Here is a 212-nt window from a genome sequence, read left to right as displayed (position 1 = left end):
GTTGATCGGCTCAATCCCACCCGCAGCCTGGCGCATCACCCGCTGGTGCAGGTGATGTTGGCCTGGCAGAACTGGCAGGCCGCCGACCCGGCAGCGATGGTGGCGTTGGGCGAGGTGCAGGCATCGCCGCTGCCGGTGCACACCCACACCGCGCGCATGGACCTATCGCTTTCCCTTGGGCAGCGCTGGGATGAATCAGGGGCGCCCGCCGG

1 protein-coding gene is annotated in these 212 nt (G+C 69.3%); it reads left to right on the top strand.

Annotated elements, in window-relative coordinates; translation table 11 throughout:
- Positions 1–212: hypothetical protein (locus tag AC5Y7E_RS24400; protein WP_499950984.1), on the top strand; the 212-nt coding region annotated here is incomplete at both ends.

It is taken from the genome of Mycobacterium sp. NGS17, assembly GCF_059813205.1.
This window is presented reverse-complemented; position numbering and strand designations above follow the sequence as displayed.